The organism is Stenotrophomonas sp. 3(2025) (assembly GCF_052665395.1).
In genome coordinates, this window is sequence record NZ_JBQOIF010000024.1 from 49,674 (window position 1) to 68,592 (window position 18,919).

An 18,919-nucleotide genomic window follows, 5' to 3' on the forward strand; every position below is an offset into this window, starting at 1 on the left:
CGGGCTATTTCGGGGATAGGGTGGCAACAGATTTCCCTCTCCCCGAGCCTGTCATGCCCACCGCCCTGCCCTTGCGCCTGCTGCAACTGATCATCGGCCTGTTCCTCTACGGCTTCGGCGCCTCGCTGATGATCCGCGCCGCCATCGGTGTCGCGCCGTGGGACGTGCTGTCGCAGGGCATCGCTGCGCAGACGCCGTTGTCATTCGGCCTGGCCACCAACGTGATCGGCGCGCTGGTGCTGCTGCTGTGGTGGCCGCTGCGGCAGAAGCCCGGCGTCGGCACTGTGCTCAATGTGATGCTGATCGGCCCCTCGGCCCAGTTCGGGTTGTGGCTGCTGCCGCCGGCGGTCGGCCTGGGCTGGCAGGTGGCGATGTTCTGCGCCGGCATGCTGCTGGTGGCGCTGGCCACCGGCCTGTACATCGGCGCCAGGCTGGGCCCTGGCCCGCGCGATGGCCTGATGACCGGACTGCACGCGCGCACCGGCTGGCCGGTCTGGAAGGTGCGCAGCCTGATTGAAGGCAGCGTGCTGCTGCTGGGGTGGTGGCTGGGCGGCAATGTCGGCGTCGGCACGCTCGCCTTCGCGTTGCTGATCGGGCCGTTGTGCGGGGTCACGCTTGGCTGGTTCGGGATCGGCCGAAGCCCGGCGGGTAGTGCCGGGCCACGCCCGGCGAGCGCGCAGCGCGGCCAGGGGTGATCGCGTCGCCGGGCATGGCACGGCGCTACCGAGCGAGGCAGCCCTTGCCCCGGGCGCCGTTTCGCGGCACCCTTCGCGCTTCCGTACGCAAGCGTATCGACATGTCGCCAGCCAACGAAAGCGCCTTCCCCCACCTGTTCGCCCCGCTGGACCTGGGCTTCACCCAGCTGCGCAACCGCGTGCTGATGGGCTCGATGCACACCGGCCTGGAGGACCGCGCGCGCGACTTCCCCCGCCTGGCCGCCTACTTCGCCGAGCGCGCCGAAGGTGGCGTTGGCCTGATCGTCACCGGCGGCTTCGCGCCCAACGTGGTCGGCTGGCTCAAGCCGTTCGGCGGCAAGCTGTCCTGGCCTTGGGAAGTGCGCCCGCATCGGCAGTTGACCGCCGCCGCGCACCAGCACGGCGCGAAGATCTGCCTGCAGCTGCTGCATGCCGGGCGCTACGCCTATCACCCGCTGTCGGTGGCGCCGTCGAAGCTGAAGGCGCCGATCAATCCGTTCACCCCGCGCGCCTTGTCGGCCAGCGGCGTCGAGCGGCACATCGCCGACTATGCACGCAGCGCGAAGCTGGCCCGCGAAGCCGGCTACGACGGCGTGGAAGTGATGGGCTCGGAGGGCTACCTCATCAACGAGTTCATCGCCCCGCGCACCAACAAGCGCGATGACCGCTGGGGCGGTGATGCCGCACAGCGCATGCGCTTCGCGGTGGAGATCGTGCGCCGCATCCGCGAGGCCTGCGGCCCGGATTTCATCATCATCTACCGCCTGTCGCTGGTGGATCTGGTCGATGACGGCAGCAACTGGGAAGAGATCGTGCAGCAGGCGCAGGCGATCGAGGCCGCCGGTGCGACGATCCTCAATTCCGGTATCGGCTGGCACGAAGCGCGCATTCCGACCATCGCCACCTCGGTGCCGCGGGCTGCCTTCGCCGGGGTCACCGCCAAGCTCAAGCCGCATGTAAAGGTGCCGCTGGTGGCGACCAACCGCATCAACATGCCCGACGTCGCCGAGCGCATCCTCGCCAATGGCGGCGCCGACATGGTGTCGCTGGCACGCCCGCTGCTGGCCGACCCGCAGTGGCCGAACAAGGCCCGCGCCGGCCGTGCCGAGGCCATCAACACCTGCATCGCCTGCAACCAGGCCTGCCTGGACCATGTGTTCGAAAACAAGCTGGCAAGTTGCCTGGTCAACCCGCGTGCCGCCCACGAGACCGAGCTGGTCTACACCCCGACCACCGCACCGAAGCGGGTGGCCGTGGTCGGCGCCGGCCCGGCCGGCCTGGCCTGCGCTACGGTCGCTGCCGAACGCGGCCACCAGGTCACCCTGTTCGACGCCAGCGAGGAGATCGGTGGCCAGTTCAACGTGGCCAAGCGCATTCCCGGCAAGGAAGAGTTCCACGAGACCCTGCGCTACTTCCGCCACAAGCTGGGCGAGACCGGCGTGCAGCTGCGCCTGGGCACCCGTGCCGACGCGGCCAGCCTGGCCGGCTTCGACGAGGTCGTACTGGCCACCGGCATCGTGCCGCGCAAGGTCGACTTCCCCGGTGCCGACCACGCCAAGGTGGTCAACTACCTGGACGTGCTGCTGGGCCGGGTCGAGGTGGGTGCCAGCGCCGCCATCATCGGCGCCGGTGGCATCGGCTTCGATGTCGGCGAGTTCCTTGCCCATGACGGCCCCTCGCCATCGCTGGACCCGCAACGCTGGATGGCCGAATGGGGCGTGGATGCCACCTTCGAGGCCCGCGGTGCACTGGCCCGCCCGGCCGTGGAGGCGTCGCCGCGCAGGCTGTGGCTGCTGCAGCGCAGTGCCGGCAAGCCCGGTGCACGCCTGGGCAAGACCACCGGCTGGATCCACCGCGCCACGCTGAAGGCCAAGGGCGTGCGCATGCTGGGTGGTGTCGAGTACCTGGGCGTGGACGATGCGGGCCTGCGCATCCGCGTGGACGGCAGCGAACAGCTGCTGCCGGTCGACCACGTGGTGATCTGTGCCGGCCAGGAACCGCAGCGCGCGCTGCAGGCCGAACTGCAGGCCGCGGGCGTCACCGCACACCTGATCGGTGGTGCAGACGTGGCCGCCGAACTCGATGCAAAACGTGCGATCGATCAGGGCAGCCGGCTCGCCGCCGCGCTCTGATGAACACCTGAATGGGGGCCGGAATGTGATTTCCGTCACCGCCCCCCAAGCTGAATGTCAAGCCGGACGATTCAGGATGCGTTCGGCAATACCCCCCTACCTTGCGCCGACTTTCTGCTCACCAGCCAGTTTCCGGTGAGCCGGTGCGGACCCCGCCGATCGATCCACGATCGTGTTCTTGGGGCCGCCCACGGGGCAGCCCCGATGGCCGCCTCCCCATGACGCCAAGTCGTACCCCGCCTCCAGCAGCCTGCGCTGCCGGAACCGCCAGGTGCGTCCCACACGGAGCAAGGAGTTATATGAAACTGGCCTGGATTCTCTGGCTGTCGCAGTTGCTGCCGCAGCCGGCCGCTGATTCATTGTGTTTGAGCACCACCGTTTACCTGGAAGCCCGCGACCAGACCCTGCGTGGCCAGCAGGCCGTGGCCGAGGTCGCCCTGCGTCGCCTCGACAGTGGCCTGTGGGGCGACTCGATGTGCCAGGTGGTGACCGCGCGCAAGCAGTTCGCCCCCACCATCGTCTCCCCCGGCACCCAGCTGGGCAACGATGCGGCGTGGAGTGAGGCGATGGACGTGGCCTTCGACGCCGAGCGCAACTGGGCGCTGCCAGCCGGCGAGCGCCGCGAGATCGTGCCTGGCGCCAGCCACTTCGCTGCGCTGGCCATTGCCAGCCCGAACTGGCGCAACGCCTACCAGGTGGCCACCATCGGCGATCACACCTTCTACAAGGTGCAGAACCTCAAGCCCCGGCAGTCGTAACGATCCGTTGCCGGTGGCAGCGTTGCCGCGTGCCGCTGGGCTCTGGGATAGTGGCGGTTTCCCGCCACACCCCGCCTGGAGTTCCCATGAAGCTGTACAGCAAGCCCGGTGCCTGTTCCACCGCCGACCACATCGCCCTGCAGTGGACCGGCCAGCCGTTCGAGGTCGAACTGCTGAACAAGGACACCCTGAAGGGTCCGGAATTCCTCAAGATCAATCCGGCCGGCGCGGTACCGGCGATCGTCGATGGCGACTTCGTGCTGGTGCAGAACGCGGCGATCATGGGCTACATCGCCGACAGCTACCCGCAGGCCGGTCTCGGCGGCGATGGCAGCCCGCGCCAGCGCGCTGAAGCCACCCGCTGGCTGGCCTTCGTCAACTCCGACGTGCACCCGGCGTTCTCGCCGCTGTTCGCGCCGGGCAAGTTCATCGCCGATGAAGGCCAGTACGACGCGATCCGCGCTGCCGCGCACAAGCGCCTGCGCGCCCTGTTCGAGACCGCCGACAGGCAGCTGGCCGACAAGCCGTGGCTGGCCGGCTTCCGCAGCTTCGCCGATCCCTACTTCTACATCACCCTGCGCTGGGCGGCCGGCGCCAAGGTCGACCTGTCGGGCCTGGACAACCTGGCCGCCTACAAGGCGCGGATGGACGCCGATCCGGGCGTGCAGGCGGTGCTGAAGGCCGAAGGCCTGGCCTGATGGAACCGGGGTCGGATCCGTCTGCGCAGCAGGCGGCTCCGACCCCATTGGTGCCATCGGCGCGGTCAGCCGATTTCGCGGATCACTTCGCCCTTCGCATCGCGCAGGAACGTCAGCACCACTTCAACCTGCAACGTATTCGACACCGGGTAGGTTCCGCGTTGCGGCCGCACGTCATGCCAGGCCTGCAACGCCGCCTCATCCAGTATCCAGCGCACGTTGTCGTCCTCGACCGCGACCGCGCCATCGGTGGCCGGCATGAACTCCCATTGCCGTTCGCGGCTGACCAGCGTCAGTGCCTTGCCGTGGCGCAGGCGCAGTGGCAGCAGCTCACCCACACTGCCGACCTGCCCGGCCCCCAGCACCAGCGTGGTGATACCCGCCGTCTGCCGCCAGTCCAGCGTCTCGATGAACAACATGCCGGTACTGGATCCCTCACGCTCGCTGCTGGCCTGCACCCGCGCGGCCAGCGCCGGATCGTCCAGCAGATTGCCGCGATGCAGATCGGTGATCCACAGCGGCATCGCTTCCTCAAGCGCCTGTAGTACACCGCGCGTGGACCAGCGCTTGATCGCGTCCATTTCCTCGTCGGCCAGCCCCACCACCTGCAGGAACTGCAAATGTCCATTGGCGGTATCGCGCGGCGGCAACTGCGGATCGGCAACGAACGCCAGATGGCAAAGACGGGTGTCGGTCTCCAGCGCGATCGGGCCATTGGCGTTGAGGTGGTGGCCATCCTCGAACACATTGCCGCTGCTGAACACATAGCGCGCCAGATTCTGCAGCAGGTTCATCGGCCACGCAGGCGGCGTGCTGCCTGCATCCTCCCCCTTGTCCGCAGCCAGGCGGAACGTCAGCTCGAAACCATAGCCACTGGTGGCCGCATCACTGCTCTCTTTCGCATACAGTTCTGACAGGCCGTAGGTGACGTAGTGCCAATGCGGAACCGATGATTCGGCCCAGTACACGCTGATGCCGTCGAGCGGATCCTGGCCACCCAGCGTGTACGGCAGCGCGGTACCGAAGTGACGCGGCTCCTGGCCGGCGTACAGCGGTGTCAGCGCGGCATTGATCGCATTCCAACCGGGGGTATCGGTGTCGTCCTGCATGCAGGGCTCCTGGGCGGAAAAAGAGCGGACCACTTTACCCCGCGCGTCAGCCTGGCACGACCTCGGCAGCGACCGGCGCCAGCGACACCTGGATCTCCTGCCACCAGCGCTGGGCCAGCGCCGGGCTGCGTGCCTTGCCGATCGCGGCGATCATTTCCGGGCACAGCTTTTCCAGGGTGACCGCGTCGGTACAGCGCTCGATCTTCAACTGCATGAAGTAGCCTTTCAGGCCGAGATGGCGGCGCACGGCATCGCTCATCGCGTCGTACAACTGCTGGTACAGCGCCGGATCCTGCTCGCGGCCGCTGCACAGCCCGCGCTGCGGCACAGGTTCGGCCTTGCCGCCGACCACTTCGATCAGGCCAAGTGCAGCCAGCTGCTGCAGCGCATCCGGCGGCGCGCGCAGTCCTTCGAACAAACCGCGCAGTTCGCTTTCATCGCGCTGTCCGTCAACCATCAACAGGATCGAACGCAGTGCCGCTGGCAGGCGCCGGGCACGATCCTCGATTTCCTGGCGGCCAGCGGCCGTCTTGGCATGCAGCAGTGCCATAGCTCCCCCTCCCTTCGATGCGATACGCATGCGCGCCCTTGCGGGCACGCCCCCCCTGTTCGTCATCCCCGGGTGGCACGTGCGTTCCCCGGCGCGTGCCTCGTGTTGCAGGTCGATGACAGGCGGAGCTTAGCGCATGTCCTGGCAGGCTTGGGTAGCGCCAGGCCATGCCTGGCGGCTTTTCCGCGCTTTGCGCTCGCCGGGCATGGCCCGGCGCTACCACCCCGATCAGCGTCCCAGCGCGCGGCGGATCTCTTCCAGCGCCCCCGGGTCGTCCAGCGTCGACAGGTCGCCGGGGTCGCGCTGCTCGGCCAATGCCTGCAGCGAGCGACGCAGCAGCTTGCCCGAACGGGTCTTGGGAAGCGCGTTGACCACGTGGATGTGCGCCGGTCGCGCCACCGCACCCAGCGAGGCGGTCACCGTGGCCATCATCTCGGCCACCACTGCAGCCGGGTCTTCGCCATCGAGCCCCTGCTTGAGGGTGACGAACACCAGCGGCACCTGTCCCTTCAATTCGTCCTTCACCCCGATCACCGCAGCCTCGGCCACGCGAGGGTGACTGGAGATGGCCTCTTCGATCTCACGCGTGCCCAGACGGTGCCCGGCCACGTTGATCACATCGTCGGTGCGGCCGAGGATGAAGGTATAGCCATCGTCATCGCGGATGGCCCAGTCCAGCGAGCTGTACAGCAGTTCCTTGAAGTGGCTGAAGTAGCTCTGCAGGAAGCGGCTGTCGTCATTCCAGACCGTGCTCATGCAGCCCGGCGGCAACGGCGGCGTCATCACCAGCACGCCCTTCTGCCCGGCAGCCACCTCTTCGCCGGTGTTCTCGTCGATCACCTTCATCCGGTAGCCGAGATTGGGGAACCCGGGTGAGCCGAACCGCACCGGCTTCATGTCCAGCCCAGGCAGCAGGGTCAATGCCGGCCAACCGGTTTCGGTCTGCCAGTAATTATCGATGATCGGCTTGCCCAGTGCGTCGCTGATCCAGTGCGCGGTCGGCTCGTCCAGCGGCTCACCGGCCAGGAACAGATACTTCAAGGCATCCAGGTCGTGGCGGTGGATGAAATCGGCATCGTGCTTCTTCAGCACGCGGATCGCCGTCGGCGAAGAGAACATCGTGCGCACGCTGTACTGCTCGCACAGCGCCCACCAGATGCCCGGATCGGGATTGGTCGGCAGCCCTTCGTACAGCAGCGAGGTGCAGCCGCCGATCAACGGGCCATACACGTTGTAGGAATGGCCCACGGCCCAGCCGACATCGGAGGTGGAGAACATCACCTGTCCCGGCTTGCAGTCGAACACGGTCTGCATCGACTGCGCCATCGCCACCGCATAGCCACCGACATCGCGCTGCACGCCCTTCGGCTTGCCGGTGGTGCCGGAGGTATACAGCAGGTAGCTGGGCTCGCTCGATTCCAGCCATTGCACCGGCACATCGGTCTGCCCGATCTGCGCACGCAGGGTGGCGTACTCGACGTCGCGCCCTTCGATGCGTGGCTCGGCCGGGTCCAGCCCGCGCGAAACGATCAGCACGTGCGGCGGCGGACTGCTGGCTTCAGCGCAGGCGGCATCGACCATCGCCTTGTACGGAATGAGCTTGCCGCCACGCATGCCGGCATCGGCAGCGATCAGCAGCTTCGGCTTGGCATCGTCGATGCGCAGCGCGAGGTTGTGCGCAGCGAAGCCACCGAACACCACCGAGTGCACCGCACCGATACGTGCACAGGCAAGCATGGCGAACACGGCCTCGGCCATGTTCGGCATGTAGATCACCACACGGTCGCCGTGGCCGACGCCCAGGTGCTTCAGCACGGCGGCGAAGTCGTTCACTTCGCGATACAGCTGGCGATAGGTGATTTCGCGGGTGCTGTTGGTTTCGGTGGAGATGGCGACCAGTGCGAGCTGGTCCGGGCGGTCGGCCAGATGCCGGTCGACGGCGTTGTAGCAGAGGTTGGTTTCACCACCCACGAACCAGCGCCGGAACGGCGGGTTGCTGTAGTCGAGCACCTGTTGCGGCGGCTTGTGCCAATGGATGCGCTTGGCTTCCTCGCCCCAGAATGCCTCCGGCTCGTCGATCGAGCGGCGGTAGGTTTCCTCGTAGTTCATGACGCAGCCCTCCCAGACAAAGTCATGGCTTCGAGCATAGTCCGGCGCTGGCGCGTGGGCCGCCCTACCTTGGTAGGGGGTGTGTTGCCGGCAGGGCTGCGCCCTGCACCCGCAGAAACAACATCCGAAGCCGAAGCCGAAGCCGAAGCAACGGCAACAGCAACAGCGGGGTTCCAGGGGTATGGCGGGGTGGGTCCGGTTGCGGGGGACGCCGTGAATACGTCCATGTAGGCTTGGCCGCGGCATCCATGCCGCGGACACCCCCGCAACCGGACCCACCCCGCCTTCGACAACTTCGCGCCGCTGTTGGGCTGCTGTTGGTAGCTGTCGACCTTGGTCCACAGTAGATCCACGCCATGCGTGGATGCTTTTCGATGAATTCTCGAAATATTCGATTCCGATGGAGATTCATCCACGCATGAGGTGGATCCATCAGACGCCGGAAATCTGTCAGAGGTGGGGCGGTGTCGGAGTGCGGGGTGTCAGCCGCATGGGCCCGAGGCATGCCTCGGGCGGGTTGGGCAGGACGCCCAACCCCGGCCTTGCCGTGTGCGCAGGACAGCGCACACGAGCAAGCGGCTGCCAAGCCTACAGGGACGTACTTGCGGCGTCCCCGCAATCCGACACCGCCCCGCCATCCCACGGAATGCCAGCTCCTGCTGTTGCTGCTGAGGTTGCCGGCCAGCGGCCGGCACTACCGCGGGTACAGGGTGCAGGGCGCAGCCCTGCCGAACACCCTACCCTTCTAGAACGGAGTCGCAGATTCGAACGCGAGCGCCTCGCCCGTCACCGGATGGGTGAACTGCAGCTTCCGCGCATGCAGGCACACGCGCTGCGCGGCCTCTGCGCCATACAGCACGTCGCCGACGATCGGATGACCCAGGCTGGCCATGTGCAGGCGCAGCTGATGGCTGCGCCCGGTGACCGGTTCCAGTTCAACGCGCGTGCGTTGCGCCTCGGTGTCACGCGACAGTACCCGCCATCGGGTCAGTGCCGGTTTGCCGCGTTCGTGGTCGACCATCTGCCTGGGCCGGTTCGGCCAGTCGACGATCAGCGGCAGGTCCACTTCACCGGCATCATCTTCCAGCAGCCCCTGCACGATGGCTTCATAACCCTTGCCCACCTGGCGCTTCTCGAACTGCATCGACAGCGCCACCTGCATGTCCTTGCCGCGCGCGTGCAGCAGCAGGCCAGAGGTGACCTGGTCCAGGCGATGCACGGTCAGCGCATCGGCATACACCGCCTGCAGCCGTGCGACCACGCAGTCCTGGTTCTCCGCCAAGCGGCCGGGCACGGACAGCAGGCCGGCCGGCTTCTCGGCCACCAGCAGCGCGTCGTCGATGTAATGCAGAAGGATCATGTCGTTGCCAGGTACTCCATACGAAAACGGGGAAGCCGAAGCCTCCCCGTTTCCTGCGTACCGGCCAACGGCCGGTACCTACCCTGATGGAAAGGTGCCGGCAGGGTGCCAGCACCGACCGCATCAACCCAGCAGGTGGGCGACGCCGGCGCGCTCTTCTTCCAGCTCGGCCAGGGTCTTGTCGATGTACTTCTGGCTGAAGTCGTCGACCGGCAGATCCTTGACCAGGGTGTACTCGCCGTTCTCGGTGGTGACCGCAAAGCCGAAGATCACGCCTTCCGGAATCCCGTAGGAACCGTCGGACGGCACGCCCATGGTGACCCACTTGCCGTTGCTGCCCAGCACCCAGTCACGCACGTGGTCGATCGCTGCGTTGGCCGCCGAAGCTGCCGAGGACGAGCCGCGGGCTTCGATGATCGCCGCGCCGCGCTTGCCGACGGTCGGGATGAAGGTGTTGGCATTCCACTCCTGGTCGTTGATCGCATCGGCGATCGACGCACCATCGGCGGTGGCGAAACGGTAGTCCGGGTACATGGTCGGGCTGTGGTTACCCCACACCACCAGCTTCTCCATGCCGGCGACCGGCTTGCCGAGCTTGGTCGACAGCTGGCTCAGCGCACGGTTGTGGTCCAGGCGCAGCATGGCGGTGAAGTTGCGCGGGTTCAGGTCCGGCGCCGACTTCATGGCGATGTAGGCGTTGGTGTTGGCCGGGTTGCCGACCACCAGCACCTTCACGTCACGCTTGGCGACCTTGTTCAGTGCGGCGCCCTGGGCGGTGAAGATCTTCGCGTTTTCCAGCAGCAGATCCTTGCGCTCCATGCCCGGACCGCGCGGACGTGCGCCGACCAGCAGGGCGATGTCGGCGTCCTTGAAGGCGACTTCAGCGTCGTCGGTACCGACCATGCCGGCCAGCAGCGGGAACGCGCAGTCTTCCAGCTCCATCATCACGCCCTTCAGGGCGGCCTGGGCCTTGTCGACCGGCAGCTCCAGCAGCTGCAGGATGACCGGCTGGTCCTTGCCCAGCATTTCACCGGAGGCGATACGGAACAGCAGGGCGTAGCCGATCTGGCCGGCGGCGCCGGTCACGGCAACACGAACAGGTGCTTTCATGGGGATTTCCTCTGCTAAGAAGCTAAGTAGCGTTGTGGGAGATGGCCGCGCGGGCGGGGACAGGCCTGGCGGGGCGGCCGCAACATGGAAACGGCCCCCTCTGCAGGGGGCCGTCCGGGTATTGGATCAGGCGGCGAGGATCTTGTTCCACTCACCCACGCGCTCTGCCTGGGCGGCGAGCACGGCGTCGGTGTCGCCTTCCAGGGTGATCGAATGGATCACGTCGCCCTGCTTGACCGAATCGACGATCGCCTGGCCTTCCAGCACTTGGCCGAACACGGTGTGCTTGCCGTCCAGCCAATCGGTCTTGATGTGGGTGATGAAGAACTGGCTGCCGTTGGTGTTCGGGCCGGCGTTGGCCATCGACAGCGAGCCGACCTGGTGCTTCACACCATTCTTCTCGTCTTCGAACTTGTAGCCCGGGCCGCCGGTGCCACGACCCTGCGGGCAGCCGCCCTGGATCATGAAATCGGGAATCACGCGGTGGAAGATCAGGCCGTCATAGAAGCCGCGCTTGACCAGGTTCACGAAGTTGGCGACCGTCAGCGGCGCCTTGTCGGCGAACAGCTCGACCTTGATCGGGCCCTGGGTGGTGTCGAAAGTGGCGATGAGGGACATGCAGATCCTTGGGATGCGGGGTGTGTAATCAGCCCCATAAGGATACACCTCCCCCGTGGCATGGGCGGCTTCGACCATGCGCGCAGGCAGTGTCTTCAGCCTGCGGACGGGCAGCGCCGGGGGGCAGGCTGAATGGGGGCCTCAGCAGTCCTGAAATCCAGGTTTTCGCCAATCGTCAAGTTCGACGTATAATGTTGGACTTCTTTTTCCAAATCCGGCGCCGACTGGCCCCCTTTCGTATGTCCATCGAAAACCTTCGCAACATCGCCATCGTCGCTCACGTCGACCATGGCAAGACCACCCTGGTCGACCAGCTGCTGAAGCAGTCCGGCACCCTGTCCGAGCGTACCGTCCTCGCCGAGCGCGTGATGGACAGCAACGACCAGGAAAAGGAACGCGGCATCACCATCCTGGCCAAGAACACCGCCATCACCTGGGAAGACAAGAAGACCGGTATCAAGAACCGGATCAACATCGTCGACACCCCCGGACACGCCGACTTCGGCGGCGAGGTCGAGCGCGTGCTGTCGATGGTCGACACCGTGCTGATCCTGGTCGACGCGATGGACGGCCCGATGCCGCAGACCCGCTTCGTCACCCAGAAGGCCTTCGCGATGGGCTTCAAGCCGATCGTCGTGGTCAACAAGGTCGACCGTCCGGGCTCGCGTCCGGAGTGGGTGATCGACCAGGTCTTCGACCTGTTCGACAAGCTCGGCGCCACCAATGAGCAGCTGGACTTCCCGATCGTCTACGCCTCGGCCCTGAACGGCTACGCCGGCCTGGAAGACACCGTGCGCGACGGCGACATGACCCCGCTGTACGAAGCGATCATGCAGCACGCGCCGAAGCCGGAAGTGGACCCGGAAGGTCCGTTCCAGATGCGCATCAGCCAGCTGGACTACAACAACTTCGTGGGCGTGATCGGCATCGGCCGCATCCAGCGCGGCACCCTGAAGAAGAACATGCAGGTCGCGGTGATCGACCGTGAAGGCAAGAAGCGCAACGGCAAGGTCGCCCAGGTGCTGGGCTTCCTGGGCCTGGAGCGCATCGAGCAGGACACCGCCGAAGCCGGTGACATCGTCGCCATCTCCGGTATTCCGGAGCTGACCATCTCCGACACCCTGTGCCACCCGGAAACCCCGGAAGCCCTGCCGGCACTGACCGTCGACGAGCCGACCATCTCGATGACCTTCCAGGTCAACAACTCGCCGTTCGCCGGCAACAAGGACCTGTCCGGCGGCAAGTTCCTGACCAGCCGCCAGATCAAGGACCGCCTGGACCGCGAGCAGGTCCACAACGTGGCCCTGAAGGTCGAACAGCTGGAAGACGCCGACAAGTTCCTGGTCTCCGGCCGTGGCGAACTGCACCTGTCGGTGCTGATCGAGAACATGCGCCGTGAAGGCTACGAGCTGGCCGTGTCGCGCCCGGAAGTGATCATCAAGCAGATCGACGGCCAGGCCATGGAGCCGATCGAGCAGCTGGTGGTGGACATCGAAGAAGTCCACCAGGGCGGCGTGATGGAAAAGCTGGGCACCCGCAAGGGCCAGCTGAAGAACATGGAATCGGACGGCAAGGGCCGTGTGCGCCTGGAATACCAGATCCCGGCCCGTGGCCTGATCGGCTTCCAGAACGAGTTCAAGACCCTCACCCAGGGCTCGGGCCTGCTGTTCCACGTGTTCGACCATTACGGCCCGAAGGAACAGGGCGCCATCGCCAAGCGCATCAACGGTGTGATGATCGCCAATGCGCCGGGCACCACCCCCGCGTACTCGCTGGGCCCGCTGCAGGAACGCGGCAAGCTGTTCGCTGCTGAAGGCGACAACGTGTATGAAGGTCAGCTGGTCGGCATCCACTCCAAGGACAACGACCTGACCGTCAACGCGATCAAGACCAAGCCGCTGACCAACATGCGCGCTTCGGGCAAGGACGATGCGATCCAGCTGACCCCGGCGATCAAGTACTCGCTGGAACAGGCCCTGGACTTCATCGAAGACGACGAGCTGGTCGAGATCACCCCCAAGGAGATCCGTCTGCGCAAGAAGTTCCTGACCGAAAGCGACCGCAAGAAGAACTCGCGCGGCGGCTGATCCAGCGAACCGTGAGCCAGAACGGCTACAACCCGGATCCGCATCGGCATCCGGGCCTCCATGTCATCGCCTTGCTCGAAGCGAGCAAGGCGATGCTGGCGTTGTTGGCGGCCACCGGGCTGGAAATCCTCGGCCCGCAGCCGCTTCGCGACGGCGTCAATGCCCTGATCCGGCGTTTCAGCCTGGACCCGGATCACGGCACCCTGCCCTCGCTGTTGAACATGATCAGCCCCGACGCGGTGCACCTGGCCGCGGCGGCGATGATCGGCTACGGCCTGCTGCACCTGGTCGAGGCCTGGGGGTTGTGGAAAGCCAGGGCATGGGCCTCCTGGCTGGGCTGCCTGACCGCCTCCATCTACCTGCCCTTCGATATCTACGCGATCGTCCGCCATCCCGGCTGGGCCTCGTGGACGGTGCTGGCGATCAACCTGGTCGTCGTCTACGTACTGGCGCGCGACCTGCGCAAGCGCCGCCGCTGAGCAGCCGCTACACTGGGGATTGGAGCCGTCGAAGCTGCCCCATGCGCCTGTCCTTGCCGCCCCTCCTGTCCTTCCTCATCGCCGCGTTGCCTGCGGGGCTGGCTGCTGGCTGCAGCCCGGCCGCGTCCACCGCGCATGCCGGTGAACCCGGCAACAGCTCTATGCCTTTCCCCTACGCCGAGACCGAAGTCTCCGACCTGCAGGCGCGGATGGTCGCCGGTGAACTCGACAGCGTCACCCTGACCGGCGCCTATCTCAAGCGCATCGCCGCCCTGGACCGCACCGGGCCACGCCTGCGCGCGGTGATCGAACTCAACCCCGATGCCCTGAAGGAAGCCGCACAGCGCGACCAGGAGCGCCGTGCCGGCCGCCTGCGCGGACCACTGCATGGCATCCCGATCCTGCTGAAGGACAACATCAACGCCGCACCGATGGCCACCAGCGCCGGCTCGCTGGCCCTGCAGGGCTTCCGCCCCGGCGATGCCTACCTGGTCCGCCGCCTGCGTGAAGCGGGCGCAGTGGTGCTGGGCAAGACCAACCTCAGCGAGTGGGCCAACTTCCGAGGCAACGACTCGATCTCCGGCTGGAGCGCGCGCGGCGGCCAGACCCGCAATCCCTACCGCCTCAGCCATTCGCCCTGTGGCTCCAGCAGCGGCAGCGCGGTGGCGGTGGCCGCCAACCTGGCCAGCGTGGCGATCGGCACTGAGACCGACGGCAGCATCGTCTGCCCCGCCGCGATCAACGGCGTAGTCGGCCTGAAACCGACCGTCGGCCTGGTCAGCCGTGAAGGCATCATCCCGATCTCCTTCAGCCAGGACACTGCGGGCCCGATGACCCGCGGCGTCGCCGACGCCGCCGCCGTGCTGACGGCCATCGCTGGCCGCGATGATGCCGACCCTGCCACCGCGACCATGCCCGGCCGTGCGGTCTACGACTACACCGCACGACTGGATCCGCAGGGCCTGCGCGGCAAGCGCATCGGCCTGCTGCAGACCCCGCTTCTGAAGTACCGCGGGATGCCGCCACTGGTTGAGCAGGCGGTCGCTGAGCTGCGCCGCGCCGGCGCCGTGGTGGTGCCGGTGGAACTGCCCCACCCGGATGCCTGGGCCGATGCCGAGCGCATCGTCCTGCTGTATGAATTCAAGGCGGGGCTGGAGCGCTACCTCAACACGTACCAGGCGCCACTGCGCAGCCTGGCCGGACTGATCGCCTTCAACGAGGCACACAAGGGCCAGGAACTGGGCCTGTTCGGCCAGGAGCTGCTGCAGGAAGCCCAAGCGACCCCTGGCCTGGCCGATCCCGCCTACATCCGCGCGCGCAGCGATGCGCGGCGACTGGCGGGCCCGGAAGGCATCGACGCTGTGCTGGCATCGCAGAAACTGGATGCACTGGTCGCACCGACAACCGGTGTTGCCTGGCCCCTGCGCACCACCGGCGATGACTTCCCCGGTGAGAGCTACAGTGTTGCCGCCGTCGCCGGCTACCCCAGTCTGAGCGTGCCGATGGGCCAGATCGATGGCCTGCCGGCGGGGCTTCTGTTCATGGGCACGGCCTGGAGCGAACCGAAGTTGATCGAGATGGCCTACGCGTATGAGCAGCGCACCCGCGCCAGGCGTCCGCCGCGCTTCGATACCGACGCATTGATCGAATCAGGCGATCCCTGATCCAATGGATGGTAGCGCCGGGCCGTGCCCGGCGAGCGCAGCGGCACTCTGCAATCCACCGGGCATGGCCTGGCGCTACCATTCCGGGCGCGGCTCGGTCGGCGCGATTGCGGCTTCGCCATCCTCGGCACCGGGTGAACGCACGTCGGCACTGCCAGCGCGCGGCATCCGCGGCATGTCCAGTTCGTCGTCCCGCTGCAGGCGAGCACGCACCTGCGGCAGCGACTGCGGATGCTCGCGTGCGAGGAAATCCAGCATGCGTTCGCGCACCAGACAGCGCAGGTCGAACGCATCACCGGAACTGCGCGCGCTGACCAGCAGCCGCACCTGGATCGCACGCTCGCTGGTCTCGGTCACCTGGGTCACGCAGACCCGCCCATCCCACAGCGGCTGGCCCTGGCAGATGCGTTCCAGCTCGGCACGTATCGCCGCGATCGGCGCACGGTAGTCCAGCCACAGGAAGGCCGTACCCAGCAGGTCGGCACTGCGTCGTGTCCAGTTCTGGAACGGGTGCTCGATGAACCAGGTCAGCGGTACCACCATCCGCCGCTCATCCCAGATGCGCACCACCACGTAGCTGCTGCCGATCTCTTCGATGCGCCCCCATTCGCCCTCGACGATCACCACATCATCGAGCCGGATCGGCTGCGTCACCGCGATCTGCAGGCCGGCGATCAGATTGCCGAACACCGGTTTGGCGGCGATACCCGCCACCAGGCCGATCAGGCCCGCCGACGCCAACAGTGCGGTGCCGATCTTCTGCACCATTGGGAAGGTCAGCAGCACCAGCGAGGCGCCGAGCACGATGATGCCGCCCATCAGCACGCGGCTGAGCACCCGGGTCTGGGTCTGGATGCGGCGCGCTTCGAGGTTGTCCGAGACATCGATCGGGTGGCTGCGCAGGATCGCCCGCTCACCCGCCGCAACGCCGCGCACCAGCAACCAGATGAAGCAGGCGGTCAGGGCGATGTGCAGCACGCGCAGCAGTTGATCGAGCGTGTGTTCCGGCAATGGCGTGGCCTGCAGCGCCGGCACCAGCAACAGCACGGGCAGTGCAAGGGCCAGCGGCGGTCCGATCACCCGGCCGATGCGCGCACGGCGCCGGTCACGCCCGCGCAGGCGACGGTACATGGCCAGTACGGCCCATGCCCCCAGACCGCCCACCACCAGGGCGCTGCCGATCGGCCACAGGTACTGCTGCAGCTGTTGCCAGACCACCATGCATCCTCGCTGTAAGCACCCAGCTCCAGCGTGGCCCATGCACCATGAGCGCGATGTCAGCCGTTCGTAAGAAGAATGTAGGCGGGGGTGTTCGGCAGGGCTGCGCCCTGCACCCACAGAGGCAGGATCAACCTCAACAGCAAGAGCAAAAGCCTGCATTCCTTGGGATGGCGGGGAGGGGACAGATGGCGGGGGACGCTGCAAGTACGTCCATGTAAGCTCGGTCGCGCCTTGCTCGTGTGCGCTGTCCTGCGCACACGGCAAGACCAGGGTTGGGCGTCCTGCCCAACCCGCCCGAGGCATGCCTCGGGCCCATGGCGCTCACGCCCCCGCCATCTGTCCCCTCCCCGCCTCCGACAATTTTCCGCGATCTGTCGGAATGTCATGGCCCGCTATTGGTGGGTGTCGACCTTGGTCGACACGTAGATCCACGCCATGCGTGGATGCTCTTCAAATTCAATTCGAAATATTCGATTCCGATGGAGATTCATCCACGCATGGCGTGAATCCTTCGGACACCGGACAACTGTCGAAGGTGGGGCGGTGTCGGAGTGCGGGGTGTCCGCGGCATGGATGCCGCGGCCAAGCCTACAAGGACGTACTTGCGGCGTCCCCGCAATCCGACACCGCCCCGCCAGCCCACGGATAGCCCGCTTTTGACGTTGACGTTGACGTTGACCTTGATTCGGCAGGTGCAGGGCGCAGCCCTGCCGAAACACACTTACCGCACTTGTTCCTGCTTGCGCACGATCGCCATCGCGATCTCCAGCGACTGCTCGTAGTTCAGACGCGGGTCGACGGTCGAACGATAGGCGCGCTCGAGGTCACGTTCGGTCAGTTCGCGCGCACCGCCGGTGCATTCGGTCACATCCTCACCGGTCAGCTCCAGATGCACGCCGCCCAGACGGGTGCCTGCGGCCGCGTGCAGGTCGAAGGACATCTCGACCTCGCCGCGCACGTTGTCGAAGCGCCGCGTCTTGAAGCCATTGGCGGTGCTTTCGGTATTGCCGTGCATCGCATCGCATACCCACAGCACGCGACGACCATCGCGCTTGACCGCATCCAGCAACGGCGGCAGCTTCTGCGCGATCTGCGCCGCGCCCATGCGGTGGATGAAGCTCAGGCGGCCCGGCTCGTCGTCCGGGTTGAGCACATCGATCAGGCGCAGCAACTGGTCCGGCGTCACCGACGGGCCCACCTTGATCGCGATCGGATTGCGCACGCCGCGCAGGTACTCCACGTGCGCGCCATCCAGCGCGGCGGTACGCATGCCGATCCACGGGTAGTGCGTGCTCAGGTTCAACCAGCCCTGCTGGCGCGGCACCTGCCGGGTCAGCGCCTGTTCGTAAGGCAACAGCAGCGCTTCATGCGAGGTGTAGAAATCGATGCGGTTGAGGTTGTGCACGCGGGCCCCGGCCAGGGTCTCCATGAAGTGCACGGCATCACCGATCGAGGCCACCATCTTCTGGTACTCGGCAGCCAACGGCGAATGGCTTACCCATTCCAGGTTCCAGTATTCGGGATGGTGCAGGTCGGCGAAGCCACCATCGATCAGCGCCCGCACGAAGTTCATCGTCATCGCCGAATGCGCGTGGGCCTGCAGCATCCGCTTCGGGTCGGGCAGACGCGCCGCCTCGGTGAAGGCCGGCGCATTGATCACATCGCCGCGGTAGCTGGGCAGGGTCACGCCGTCGCGGGTTTCGGTGTCGGCCGAGCGCGGCTTGGCGTACTGGCCGGCGAAACGGCCGACGCGGATCACCGGCTGGCGCAGGCCGTGCACCAGCACCAGGCTCATCTGCAGCAGCACCTTCAACCGGTTGGAGATCGTGCCCGATTCGCAGTCGCTGAAATTCTCCGCGCAGTCGCCGCCCTGCAACAGGAAACGCTTGCCCTCCTGGGCGTCGGCCAGCTGCTGCTTCAGCGCCAGGATCTCCCACGAGGTCACCAGCGGCGGCAGCCGCTTCAGCTCGTGCAGCGCAGCATCCAGTGCCACCGGATCGGGATAGGTCGGCATCTGCAGCGCGGTCTTGCCCCGCCAGCTCTCCGGTGACCAGGCAGCGCCAGCAGCGATGGCGGCAGGATCGGGCGCAGGCGGAACGGCGGACAGGCTCATTACGGACATCCGGGGTGGGGGGGCGGTCATGGTCGCAGAGCCAGCCGCTGGCGCAAAGGGCCGAGCCCGGTCATGACTGCCTGAACGGTGTGGAAAGGGGCCGTGTGATCGGCCAGAAACGGCATGGTCGCCGTCGCCGGACAGGCGCATGATCGGCTCGCAGTTGTTACGGAGTAACACTCACTCATGGACCGGCCCCCTCCCCTCCCCCAGTCT

The 18,919-nt window shown here is 66.6% G+C and carries 15 protein-coding genes; 7 read left to right on the forward strand and 8 right to left on the reverse strand.

Features of this window, described 5'->3' with window-relative positions; all coding sequences use genetic code 11:
- Positions 1-53: 53 nt before the first annotated feature.
- The 4 genes from yczE to ACUXVE_RS16605 all read left to right on the forward strand — a co-directional run bounded on the left by yczE (position 54) and on the right by ACUXVE_RS16605 (position 4,283).
- Complete coding sequence (gene yczE, locus ACUXVE_RS16590) at positions 54-695, forward strand: membrane protein YczE (RefSeq protein ID WP_445514824.1); 642 nt, start codon at positions 54-56, stop codon at positions 693-695.
- 101 nt (positions 696-796) lie between these two features.
- Complete coding sequence (locus ACUXVE_RS16595) at positions 797-2,827, forward strand: FAD-dependent oxidoreductase (protein WP_445514825.1); 2,031 nt, start codon at positions 797-799, stop codon at positions 2,825-2,827.
- A gap of 299 nt (positions 2,828-3,126) precedes the next feature.
- Positions 3,127-3,585, forward strand: coding sequence for a cell wall hydrolase (locus ACUXVE_RS16600; RefSeq protein WP_025878087.1), 459 nt, complete (start codon positions 3,127-3,129; stop codon positions 3,583-3,585).
- An 86-nt stretch (positions 3,586-3,671) separates the two neighbouring features.
- Positions 3,672-4,283, forward strand: a complete 612-nt coding sequence (locus tag ACUXVE_RS16605) for a glutathione S-transferase N-terminal domain-containing protein (RefSeq protein ID WP_025878086.1) — start codon at positions 3,672-3,674, stop codon at positions 4,281-4,283.
- Positions 4,284-4,348: 65 nt separating this feature from the next.
- On the opposite strand, the gene ACUXVE_RS16610 is transcribed toward ACUXVE_RS16605, so the two are convergent.
- The 6 genes from ACUXVE_RS16610 to ACUXVE_RS16635 form a co-directional block, all read right to left on the reverse strand.
- Positions 4,349-5,392, reverse strand: coding sequence for a suppressor of fused domain protein (locus ACUXVE_RS16610; protein ID WP_445514826.1), 1,044 nt, complete (start codon positions 5,390-5,392; stop codon positions 4,349-4,351).
- Positions 5,393-5,438: 46 nt separating this feature from the next.
- The gene (locus ACUXVE_RS16615; protein WP_093817446.1) at positions 5,439-5,942 is read right to left on the reverse strand and encodes a hypothetical protein; all 504 of its coding nucleotides are present in this window, start codon (positions 5,940-5,942) and stop codon (positions 5,439-5,441) included.
- A 228-nt stretch (positions 5,943-6,170) separates the two neighbouring features.
- Entirely contained in the window at positions 6,171-8,051 is a 1,881-nt protein-coding gene (gene prpE, locus ACUXVE_RS16620; protein ID WP_093817445.1) for a propionate--CoA ligase, read from the reverse strand.
- Positions 8,052-8,796: 745 nt separating this feature from the next.
- Positions 8,797-9,411 (reverse strand): RluA family pseudouridine synthase, encoded by a 615-nt coding sequence (locus ACUXVE_RS16625; RefSeq protein ID WP_222390581.1) that lies wholly within the window; start codon positions 9,409-9,411, stop codon positions 8,797-8,799.
- A 123-nt stretch (positions 9,412-9,534) separates the two neighbouring features.
- Positions 9,535-10,521 (reverse strand): malate dehydrogenase, encoded by a 987-nt coding sequence (locus ACUXVE_RS16630; protein WP_025879435.1) that lies wholly within the window; start codon positions 10,519-10,521, stop codon positions 9,535-9,537.
- Between the two features lie 126 nt (positions 10,522-10,647).
- Positions 10,648-11,139 (reverse strand): peptidylprolyl isomerase, encoded by a 492-nt coding sequence (locus ACUXVE_RS16635; RefSeq protein WP_049467937.1) that lies wholly within the window; start codon positions 11,137-11,139, stop codon positions 10,648-10,650.
- A 239-nt stretch (positions 11,140-11,378) separates the two neighbouring features.
- On the opposite strand from ACUXVE_RS16635, the gene typA reads away from it, so the two are divergent.
- The 3 genes from typA to ACUXVE_RS16650 are packed head-to-tail and all read left to right on the forward strand — an operon-like array spanning position 11,379 to position 15,369.
- Positions 11,379-13,226, forward strand: a complete 1,848-nt coding sequence (typA, locus tag ACUXVE_RS16640) for a translational GTPase TypA (RefSeq protein WP_025879437.1) — start codon at positions 11,379-11,381, stop codon at positions 13,224-13,226.
- Between the two features lie 11 nt (positions 13,227-13,237).
- Positions 13,238-13,705, forward strand: a complete 468-nt coding sequence (locus tag ACUXVE_RS16645; protein ID WP_093817443.1) for a DUF2127 domain-containing protein — start codon at positions 13,238-13,240, stop codon at positions 13,703-13,705.
- Between the two features lie 41 nt (positions 13,706-13,746).
- On the forward strand, positions 13,747-15,369 hold the full coding sequence (locus tag ACUXVE_RS16650; protein ID WP_445514827.1) for an amidase: 1,623 nt from the start codon (positions 13,747-13,749) through the stop codon (positions 15,367-15,369).
- Positions 15,370-15,444: 75 nt separating this feature from the next.
- Here ACUXVE_RS16650 and ACUXVE_RS16655 read toward each other — a convergent pair whose 3' ends face one another.
- The gene (locus ACUXVE_RS16655; protein ID WP_229290900.1) at positions 15,445-16,590 is read right to left on the reverse strand and encodes a mechanosensitive ion channel family protein; all 1,146 of its coding nucleotides are present in this window, start codon (positions 16,588-16,590) and stop codon (positions 15,445-15,447) included.
- Between the two features lie 721 nt (positions 16,591-17,311).
- Positions 17,312-18,703, reverse strand: coding sequence for a class II 3-deoxy-7-phosphoheptulonate synthase (locus ACUXVE_RS16660; protein WP_025879324.1), 1,392 nt, complete (start codon positions 18,701-18,703; stop codon positions 17,312-17,314).
- Positions 18,704-18,919 lie beyond the last annotated feature (216 nt).